This window comes from Actinoplanes xinjiangensis (assembly GCF_003148685.1).
Taxonomy (GTDB): domain Bacteria; phylum Actinomycetota; class Actinomycetes; order Mycobacteriales; family Micromonosporaceae; genus Actinoplanes; species Actinoplanes xinjiangensis.
On the sequence record NZ_QGGR01000051.1, the window covers coordinates 21,782 to 30,549 of the forward strand.

Annotated in this window: 14 protein-coding genes; 6 read left to right on the plus strand and 8 right to left on the minus strand. The window is 69.3% G+C overall.

Annotated elements, in window-relative coordinates:
- Nucleotides 1-173: 173 nt before the first annotated feature.
- The 3 genes from BC793_RS47110 to pdxR all read right to left on the minus strand — a co-directional run bounded on the left by BC793_RS47110 (nucleotide 174) and on the right by pdxR (nucleotide 2,973).
- Nucleotides 174-851 (minus strand): DUF4190 domain-containing protein, encoded by a 678-nt coding sequence (locus BC793_RS47110; protein WP_109603176.1) that lies wholly within the window; start codon nucleotides 849-851, stop codon nucleotides 174-176.
- Between the two features lie 74 nt (nucleotides 852-925).
- On the minus strand, nucleotides 926-1,492 hold the full coding sequence (locus tag BC793_RS47115) for a dihydrofolate reductase family protein (RefSeq protein WP_109603177.1): 567 nt from the start codon (nucleotides 1,490-1,492) through the stop codon (nucleotides 926-928).
- A gap of 65 nt (nucleotides 1,493-1,557) precedes the next feature.
- A complete protein-coding gene (gene pdxR, locus BC793_RS47120) occupies nucleotides 1,558-2,973 on the minus strand; it encodes a MocR-like pyridoxine biosynthesis transcription factor PdxR (protein ID WP_109603178.1) in 1,416 nt (471 codons plus the stop codon).
- Between the two features lie 175 nt (nucleotides 2,974-3,148).
- On the opposite strand from pdxR, the gene BC793_RS47125 reads away from it, so the two are divergent.
- Entirely contained in the window at nucleotides 3,149-3,658 is a 510-nt protein-coding gene (locus tag BC793_RS47125) for a peptidase inhibitor family I36 protein (protein WP_109603179.1), read from the plus strand.
- A gap of 98 nt (nucleotides 3,659-3,756) precedes the next feature.
- Here BC793_RS47125 and BC793_RS50905 read toward each other — a convergent pair whose 3' ends face one another.
- From BC793_RS50905 to BC793_RS50915, 3 genes are all read right to left on the minus strand, one after another.
- Entirely contained in the window at nucleotides 3,757-4,014 is a 258-nt protein-coding gene (locus tag BC793_RS50905; RefSeq protein ID WP_203896665.1) for a family 1 glycosylhydrolase, read from the minus strand.
- Nucleotides 4,011-4,418 carry a hypothetical protein gene (locus BC793_RS50910; protein WP_211340668.1) on the minus strand — a complete coding sequence of 136 codons (408 nt, stop codon included), beginning with the start codon at nucleotides 4,416-4,418 and terminating at the stop codon, nucleotides 4,011-4,013. The genes BC793_RS50905 and BC793_RS50910 overlap by 4 nt, the downstream gene beginning before the upstream one ends.
- A gap of 219 nt (nucleotides 4,419-4,637) precedes the next feature.
- The gene (locus BC793_RS50915; protein WP_203896663.1) at nucleotides 4,638-4,832 is read right to left on the minus strand and encodes a family 1 glycosylhydrolase; all 195 of its coding nucleotides are present in this window, start codon (nucleotides 4,830-4,832) and stop codon (nucleotides 4,638-4,640) included.
- A 144-nt stretch (nucleotides 4,833-4,976) separates the two neighbouring features.
- Between BC793_RS50915 and BC793_RS52620 the strand changes: the two genes are divergently transcribed.
- Both BC793_RS52620 and BC793_RS52130 read left to right on the plus strand, forming a co-directional pair.
- Complete coding sequence (locus BC793_RS52620; RefSeq protein WP_275416447.1) at nucleotides 4,977-5,108, plus strand: hypothetical protein; 132 nt, start codon at nucleotides 4,977-4,979, stop codon at nucleotides 5,106-5,108.
- Nucleotides 5,109-5,118: 10 nt separating this feature from the next.
- Nucleotides 5,119-6,111 carry a recombinase family protein gene (locus tag BC793_RS52130; RefSeq protein WP_239170744.1) on the plus strand — a complete coding sequence of 331 codons (993 nt, stop codon included), beginning with the start codon at nucleotides 5,119-5,121 and terminating at the stop codon, nucleotides 6,109-6,111.
- 200 nt (nucleotides 6,112-6,311) lie between these two features.
- Here the strand turns inward: BC793_RS52130 and BC793_RS47150 are convergent, their stop codons facing one another.
- Nucleotides 6,312-7,046: a methyltransferase domain-containing protein gene (locus tag BC793_RS47150; protein WP_109603180.1), complete on the minus strand. Its 735-nt coding sequence runs from the start codon at nucleotides 7,044-7,046 to the stop codon at nucleotides 6,312-6,314.
- Between the two features lie 80 nt (nucleotides 7,047-7,126).
- Here BC793_RS47150 and BC793_RS50065 point away from each other — a divergent pair, with 80 nt between their 5' ends.
- Genes BC793_RS50065 through BC793_RS52625 form a run of 3 tightly spaced genes read left to right on the plus strand, consistent with a single transcriptional unit; the run spans nucleotide 7,127 to nucleotide 7,955 of the window.
- Nucleotides 7,127-7,279 carry a hypothetical protein gene (locus tag BC793_RS50065; protein ID WP_158319584.1) on the plus strand — a complete coding sequence of 51 codons (153 nt, stop codon included), beginning with the start codon at nucleotides 7,127-7,129 and terminating at the stop codon, nucleotides 7,277-7,279.
- A 29-nt stretch (nucleotides 7,280-7,308) separates the two neighbouring features.
- On the plus strand, nucleotides 7,309-7,812 hold the full coding sequence (locus BC793_RS47155; protein ID WP_109603181.1) for an IS5 family transposase: 504 nt from the start codon (nucleotides 7,309-7,311) through the stop codon (nucleotides 7,810-7,812).
- 8 nt (nucleotides 7,813-7,820) lie between these two features.
- A complete protein-coding gene (locus BC793_RS52625; protein WP_275416444.1) occupies nucleotides 7,821-7,955 on the plus strand; it encodes a hypothetical protein in 135 nt (44 codons plus the stop codon).
- A 212-nt stretch (nucleotides 7,956-8,167) separates the two neighbouring features.
- On the opposite strand, the gene BC793_RS50070 is transcribed toward BC793_RS52625, so the two are convergent.
- Nucleotides 8,168-8,768: hypothetical protein (locus tag BC793_RS50070; protein WP_158319585.1), on the minus strand; the 601-nt coding region annotated here is incomplete at its 5' end.

Genomic DNA, 8,768 nt, shown 5'->3' on the forward strand with positions numbered 1-8,768 from the left:
CCCGGCGCTCCCACGCCGACACTTCGCGGCCAAACGAACGGTGAAGTAGCGTGTGCTCAGGATCTTTGATTGCGGCCCGTCCGAATACAGTCCCGTCCATGGGCTACGTCATTGCTGGCAGCTTCGGGTCGGGGGGCCGCATGAAAGGCCCCGTCGCGGGCGGCGGCCGGGGGTCAACGGCGCAGCGAGCCCGTGCTGTCATCCGCCACGTCGACGATGCACACCACGTTGTGGGTCTCGGCCCGATGTTGTGAGTCCAGCGTCCAGCCGGTCACGAACTGGCGGTCCTCGTCGAGCTTCGTCCCGGAGTAGGCCTCGAAGCGCGACAGGCAGCCTGCGGTGGCCTCGTCGGTCGGGCGGCCGGGCTTCACCGGCGAACCCTCGGGCAGCGTGTATGTCGCGAAGACCTCACCGTTGTGGGGCGACGTGCACGGCAGCGCCACCAGGTCGTGCTCGGAGGGGCCCTCGCTGCCCTTGACACAGTCGCCGGTACGCAGGTCGGCGAACCAGATCGGCTGCTCGACCTGGATGGCACCGGCGACGTCCCGCTGTGACCGGTCCGGGGTGGTCCGGGTGAGGGCCTTCGCCACGCCGAAGGCGAAGAGCGCCAGCCAGACGGCGGCGATGATCAGTGCCAGGATCGCGAAGACGCGGCCGCGACGGTCGCCGTTGCGCCTGCTCTGCCGCAGCCCGATGAACCCGAAGATCAGCCCGGGCAGGCTGCCGCAGCCGATCAGGGACAGGGTCAGCGCGGCGATCGAGAAGCCGTTGGTCTTGCCGTTCCAGGCGGGCGCGGCCGGCGGCGACGGGTAGGCGACCGCGAGTGGTGCCGGACGGTTCTGTTGATCCACCGGCGAGACGCTACATCGACGCGTTGCACCGTGTTGTCCCGGATGGACCTGGCGTTGCCATGATCACGATGGCGTCATTCATCGCTGGAGAGCTGACGGTCGACGGTGTAGTGCAGGTGGAGGACACGATCGCCCTGCACGACGGCGTCGGGGTTCTCCAGCAGTGCGGTGCCGGTGAAGCTGCCGAAGAACCGCACTCCTGCGCCGAGGACCACGGGAACGACGTCCATCGCCACCTCGTCGACGAGGCCGGCCGCGAACGCCTGCCCGCCGACGTCGCCGGCGGTCACGCAGATCAGGCCGTCTCCGGCGAGTTCTTTCGGCAGGCCGATGCCGGCCTCGACCGAGGCGGCCGTGTGGAACGGCGCGTCGGGGAATCTGGCCAGCCACTCCGGAGGCAGTGGCCGGTGGGTGACGACGACCAGGTGGTCGCCGCCGGCCGGCACTCCGGCCCAGCCGTCGGTGATGTCGAACAGGTGGCGGCCGATCACCGTGCAGGTGACGGCGTCCCAGAATGGCCGTAAGTACTCCGCGGAGGCGCGGCTCACCTGGAACGACCACTTGTCGTTCGCGTGGATGGTCACGTCGCCGTTGCCGTACCAGTCGAAGAGGGGTCCGACCGTGTCGTCCGGGTAGGCGATGTATCCGTCCGGCGAAGACTACGCCGCGCCGCCGGGTGACCGCTGCCTGAAATCGGCCTGCGGTCCTAACCGGCGTCCAGGTGGCGATGAAGTAGGGCCAGTCCTTCGTCGATGCGGGGTGCGTCGATCATGCCGTACCCGAAGACGACGCCCGGCGGGTCAGGCGCCGACGTGGCGATCTCCGGGAAGCTCGCCAGACCGACGCCGGCCGCCCGGGCGCGGACGAGTGCGTCGGCGGCGGTGGCTCCTCGCACCATCGCGCTCAGGTGCAGGCCGGCCGTGGACGGTACAACCGTGAGGTGTGCCGACAGCGGGCCGGCGAGCGCGGCCGCGATGCGCTCGTGGCGCTGCCGGTAGACCCGTCGGACCCTGCGTAGGTGCCGGGCGAACATGCCCTGTTCCACGAAGTCGGCCATGGCGGCCTGCAGGGGCAGGGCGGTGTGCCAGTCGGTGAGGAATTTGGCGGCGTGCAAGGGGTGACGCAGCGACGGCGGGTGGATCAGGAAGCCCAGCCGCAGAGTGGGCAGCAGGACCTTGGAGAACGATCCGACGTAGAGGACCCGGCCGCTGCGGTCGAGGCTGTGCAACGGCTCCAGCTGCTGTTCGGTGTAGCGGAATTCGCTGTCGTAGTCGTCCTCCACGATGGCGGCGTCGTGTCGTTGCGCCCAGGCGAGCAGTTCGACGCGCCGCCGCAGCGACAGGGCCACACCCGTGGGGTACTGGTGGGACGGCGTCACGTAGACGAGCCGCGCGTCCGCGGGCAGCGCGTCGACGATCAGGCCCTGGTCGTCGACCGGGACGCCGATCACCTTCGCGCCCTGGGCCTCCCACACGAGTCTCGGCGGTGCGTAACCGGGCTCCTCGATCGCCACCGTGGCGCCGGGTTCGAGCAGCACCCGCCCGATCAGGTCGAGTGCCTGCTGTACGCCGCAGGTCACCAGCACGTCCTGCGGATGTGTCTCGATGAACCGGGCGGTGCGCAGGTGGCGGGCGATGACGGTACGCAGCCCGGTGTGGCCGGCCGGTTCGGCGGGCATTCCGGTTCCCACGGCTGCCGGGCGGAACTGGTCGGTCAGCAGGCGGCGCCAGGCCGCGTACGGGAACAGGCGCGCATCGGGTGCGCCGACGCGAAAGTCGAACTCCGGCGCGTCGCTGAAGTCGGGTGGCACCGGCATCGACGGCCATACCGGGCGCGGGGTGAGCGGCCCGGTGGGCGTCTGTGGCACGGTCGGCTCGGCGAGGGGCAGGGCGTTGACGAAGGTCCCGGCACCCGGTCGGCCGGTCAGGTAGCCCTCGGCCGTCAGCCGCTCGTAGGCGGTCGTCACCGTGTTGCGGGAGACCTGGAGCTGCTCGGCCAGTTCGCGGCTGGAGGGCAGTGCCTCGTCCCGGCGCAGCCGCCCGTCCAGGACGGCGTCGCGCAGCTGCCGGTAGATCTGCCCCGCCAGGCCCCCGGTCCGGTCCAGCCGGACGGCTACATCCACGTCCCGAGATCCTAAGTGGCACCGTCAAGACACCGCCGAATTGGCCCTGTTCGATCAATAGCGCGGACTTCTACGGTTGTCGGCAGCGGGTAGAAATAAATCGGAATTCGACCGTCCGGACAGAAGACAACGGGGGTATCCGGTGAAAAGAAGTATTCGTTCGACATTGACGGCCATGGCCGTCGTGGTGGGCATGGCCGTTCCGCTCGGCGGAGTCGCCCAGGCGGCACCGCGGCAGGAGGCGGCACTGGCGATGGCACCGAACGCCACCGTCCGCCAGCAGATGCGCGACCAGCTGCGGGAGGCACCGGGCGGCAAGGTGACCGGGCCGGCCCAGATCACGTACGGCGACGGCGCGTTCGTCGTCGACTTCGTTCCCGAGGCCGGCGCCGCGTCCTCGGCGGTGCGGGCCGCGCCGAACTGCCCGGCGAACTGGGTCTGCTTCTACGACCTCACCAACTACGGCTATCCGCGCGGCAAGCTCCAGGACTGCGGCCAGCAGGACCTGGCGACTTGGGGCTGGCGCAACCGGGTCAACTCCGCCCACAACCATCACAGTGCATCGTCGGACTTCTGGGACATCGACGCCTACATCGGCTACTTCGACCTGGTCCCAGGGCAGGCGATCGCGGACGTCGGCACCGCCAAGAACAGGGTCGACCTGATCAACATCAACTGCGGCTGACTCGCCGCATGGACGCGGCCGGCCTGTCGAGGCGATAGCCCGTCCGGTGGTCCAGGACGCCGGTGGCATCCTGGACCACCGCATGCCCGGCGTCCGGATCACGCACCCACGCTGCCGCCGGCACCCCGGTAGGCGGCGACCAGGGCGGCGTACGTCTTGGCGCTGGGTTTCGGGGTGCGGTCGAGGGTCTGCCGGTCGACCTCGTGCAGGGCGTAGTGGAACGCGTAGCCGAAGATCCACTCGAAGTTTGTCCAGCAGCGTCCAGTGCAGGTAGCCCAGGACCGGCACGCCGTCGGCCATCGCCTGGTGCAGGCCGTCGAGGGCGGGGGCCAGGAAGGCGGCGCGCAGCGCGTCATCGGGGGTGGCCATCCCGTGTTCGGTGACCAGCACCGGGCGGCCGGTCGTCGTGTGGGCGTAGCGGACCCGCGCCGGCCAGTGACAGTGGTTCGACGGCGCTGCCCATCTGGTTGCGGGGCACGCCGGCCGGTGGGGGTACGACCCCGACACCGTCGTAGGTGAGCTGTTCGTAGTTCTGCACGCCGATGAAGTCGTCGTCGCGGGCCAGCTCGAGCCACCGCGCGTACACCTCTGATCGTTTACGGTCCCGCACGCCCGGGTCGTCGCCGGCCACCAGGTCGTCGACGATGGCGACGGAGAAGCCGACCGGCAGGTCGGGGCGGTGGGCCTTGATCGCGGCACGGGCCGCGCGGTGACCGGCGGTCATGCCGTCGGCCACCGCGTCCATCTCCCCGGGCAGCATGACGTTGGCGACCCGGCAGCGGGGCACGCCGGCGGCGCGGCTCGCGGCGTCGAGCGTGGCGCGTTCCCGGTCGCGGATCGCCGGTGGCAGGTCGAGCCAGGTCAGTAGGCGGGCCAGGTGGGGTTCGTTGAGGGTGACGGCGACCGCGAGCCGGTCGGCGAAGCGGGCCGCGACCCGGTCGCAGTAGCGGGCGAACGTTTCCGGGGTGCCGGGGTGCAGTCAGCCGCCGCGGGCGGCGAACCAGTGCGGTGTGGTGAAGTGGTTGAACGTGACGACCGGCGCCAGGTCCCGTTCGAGGCAGTGGTCGACGATCGCCTCGTAGTGGTCGAGGGCGGTCTCGTCGAAGACGCCGACTTCCGGTTCGACGCGGGTCCATTCGACGGAGAACCGGTGGGCCTTCTTTACAGTCCCCAATGGGCACCTGGGCCCGGCCCGAGCCCTCGCCCAGGAGAAGAGCCTCGCGTACGAGAGCGACGAGCCGGTCGTGACCCTGCAGGTGAGCCTGCCCGAAGGACAGAGCATCACGGTGCACATCGGCACCCACGGCGGGCCGGGCCGATGGCCGACTGGCCCACCTGGACGTCCACCGGCGACACCGGCCTGCCCGCACTGACGACGAAGGTCTCCGCCGAGATCCACGCCGCCTTCGGCATCCTGGCCGGCCTGGTCGACACCACCGAGAACGACTGAGGAGGCGGGCATGGCGGATCTGGTCTACACGCGGGTCTCCACCGACGAGCAGAGCACCCAGCGCCAGACGTACCTGCTCGGCCAGGCCGGGCTGATCGACGGCGCCGACGGGGTACGGCTGTTCAGCGACCCCGCCACCTCCTCCAAGATCCCGGCGCTCGAGCGGGCCGGGTTCAAGAAGCTGGCCGGCTACGCCCGGCCCGGGGACCGGCTCACCGTCTCCGAGCTGTACCGGCTGTGCCGCGACCTCACCGACATCCTCGCCCTGCGCACCTGGTGCCAACAGCACCAGGTGCAGCTGCGGGTTCTCGGCGGCGCCCTATCGAACTTCACCGACCTGGCCGCCACCGACGCGACCACCACCATGCTGGTCAACATCGTGGTCTCGGTCGGGCAGTTCCAGCGCGACCTACAAAACGAGCAGACCCGCGACGGCCTGCACGCAGGCTGGGCGAAAGGCAACGTCTCCGGCCGTCGGCCCCGCCACACCCAACTCGGCGTGACCGACCAGATCCGCCGCTCCTACCGCGACGACGGCATGAGCATTGCCGCCCTGGCCCGCGAACACGGCGTGAGCCGGGTCGCCATCCGAACCGCGCTCGCCGACCTGCTCCCCAACCAGCCCGAACAACCCACACCGGCCGCGGCCGCCGCCCAGGCCATACGAGTCGAGATCGCCGGCAAGGTGGCCAGCCACCTCACCAGCCGGACCGACCTCGGCGAGACGGAGCAGCACGCCCTGCACCGCGGACGCACAGTACGACGCGGCCAGGGCTTCAGCCTGCACGTGACCGCGCTACCGCAAGTCCACCAAGCGCTGCTCGCCGCCGCCGGCGCGCTCGACGCCGACGCGGCCGCGCCCGCCGACCGCAAGGCGTACCGCATCTACGCCGACCGGCTCCGGCTCGCCGTCCAGCTCGCCGCGCTCCCACCCGACAGCCGACCCGGGCCGCCGGACCTCAGCAAGTACGACACACTCCTACGTCAGCCGGCGGTGCCGTGACGAGGCATGCAGAGGGCTCGGACATCCGTGCAGCCGACGTTGAGGCAAACCGTGAGGCGCCGCGCGGTGATCGTTTCTGGGGCCTGGACCACGGGCAAGACCACGGCGCTCTGGCAGCTCGGCTGCATCCCACGAGCTCATGATCCGGCAGCGGTTCCCTGGCCAGGACCGCATCCCGATGTGGCATCAGCCTCAAGGCGTCAGCGACCGAGTACGAGGTATGCGAAACCGAAGACGCCGCGGTAGACGCTGACGTATTCGCGTAGCCGGACATCGAGTTCGTCCCGGAGGCCGGCCGCTTGCGGATCCTCGGGACGGCGCAGCAACCACGCCTGCCGGCCGGCAAGCCATGTTGACTCGAAGTCGTCCCATTCCCGCTGGTCGGCAACGCTCATGTGCAGGACTCGCCAGCCCAGCGATCGGGCATGCTCGATGAGATCTGGGAATGGCATGATTCCCGGGCCGATGATCTCGGTCGCTTCTGTTGTGGGCGGACGCTCCCAGAACCCGTCACCGAACAGCAGACGGCCGCCTGGCCGGACGAGGGTGGCGAGTGACTCGAGAGCTGCGGATGTGCCTCCTAACGCGTGAGAAGCGCCGATACACAAGACCCGGTCCGCGGGTTCCCGCCACGCCGACGCTTCCTGCTTCAGAAACGTCACCTGCTGGTCGAGTGCCCGATCGGCGGCGAGCGTACGGCCGCGCGCCAAGGCTGCGTCATCGGTGTCTACGCCGGTACCCGTTGCCGAGCCAGTGGCATCGGCGCTGACTGCCTGCAGCAACAGTTCGCCCCAGCCGCATCCGAGGTCCACCACGCGGACGCCGGCGGTAATGCCGAGTCGCTGGAGAAGAAGGTCGGCGTGGGTCTGCGACAGCGGCGTGTTCCAGCGCATCCCCGCGTAGCGTGCGGAGGTGAGATCGTCGACTGTAGACATCGCGCCAGTGTGCCAGGCCTTGATCCGCGTTACACCGCATTTACTCCTGGTCCCAGTGCCCTCAACTGGTATGTAAAGGCGTGCCTCTCGCCTCCGGCGGCACCTGGGCACGCATCGAGGACCATCTGCAAACGCAGGCCGACGCCGACGGCGATCTCGACTGGCGTACGCAGGTCGATTCCACCATCGTGCGGGCGCACCAGCACGCCGCCGGGGCTCGTAAAGGGGGCTGAGCCCAGCCGATTCTCGGGCAGCCCAAGGGATGGGTCGCTCGCAGGGAGGACTGACCACCAAACTGCATCTGCTGGCTGAGGGACGCGGCCGGAGCCTGGTCAAACGCCTCACACCCGGACAGGCCTCCGACACCAAGGAGTTGGTGCCGCTGCTGGACAACGTCGCGGTGGCCCGGCCCGAAGGCATCGGCCGCCCCCGCAAACGGCTTGATCACCTGACCGCGGACAAGGCGTACGGGTCGAAGGCCAACCGGCGTTCGCTGCGGGCCCGGCGGATCCCGCACACCATCCCCGAACGCGATGATGTGCGCACCAGCCGCGCTCGTAAGGGTTCGCGGGGCGGACGGCCACCGAAGTTCAACGCACAGCGCTACAAGGACCGTAACCAGGTCGAACGGGCCTTCAACCGGCTCAAGCAGTTCCGGGCCGTCGCGACCAGATACGACAAGCTCAAGGACCGTTACGAGGCAACGGTAACCATCGCCTCCATCATGATCTGGCTCCGAGCGAAACCGGACCGGAGGCGACCATGATCCGTCAGATGCGCTCTAGCCTGCTGCGCGCGGTCCAGGGCGGCCGGGGCTTCGGTGGCAACATCATCGAGACCGGCACCGACTCCTACCGGCTCCCCCACACCAGAACCGCTACCGCCGAGAACACCATCGCCAAGGCATGATCCGAGACGATCATGGTCACAGACCAGACCCCGCAGGATCACGACCAGCCGCAACTACGGTGCCAGCTGCTGAGCACCAGCTAACTGACCGTCGGCGCGCCGAGTGAATGTCCGGGCAGCGGGGGTCTCAGTCAGAAGCCGGTAGAGCCCTTCGGGGCTAGCCTCGACACGGTCGGTTCGCTGGTCAGCGCGCACATGACCGGTCGCGCCGGTCAATACCGGTAGCGAATGTCGGCGTGTCCCCGGGCGCCCAGAAAGTTGTCGACCGGCACGCCGCGGCTCTCCTGTTGGCCCGGCCGCCAGGAAACCGGATCGGGCGTGCTCCCGGCGGTGGAATTGGCACTCTCGACGCCGGAAGTCCCGTTGTCGCACCAGTATCGGACGGTGTTGTAGTCGAGACGGACGCTGAATGTGAGCGGGTGGGTTCCGTCCGCCTTCGGATAGTCGATCCCGACGGTGGCCATGGTGTTCGTGAACGGTGGCGCGGAGGCCGTGCCGTGGCAGCCGAACGAATCGTTGTAGTCGAGGACCACCGTCGGGTCGTGCGGTCCGTCGTAGTGGCAGACCTCGCCGGGGGTGCAGTATTCCGACCTTGTCGCGGTGAAGGTCACATGGTCGGTGCGGGCGTCCTCTCCCCTCGTCTCCAGGGTGAAGTCGATGTCGATGCGACTAGGGAACGGATTCTCGTGACGCGAGTGTCCGGCCGGCCGCGCCGAGGCCCGCTCGGGCGGGAGTATCAGGGGTGCCGACGAGCCGAGCAGAAGAATCACCATTGCGCCGGAGGTGTGGCGCAAAGACGTTGTCGCGGACATG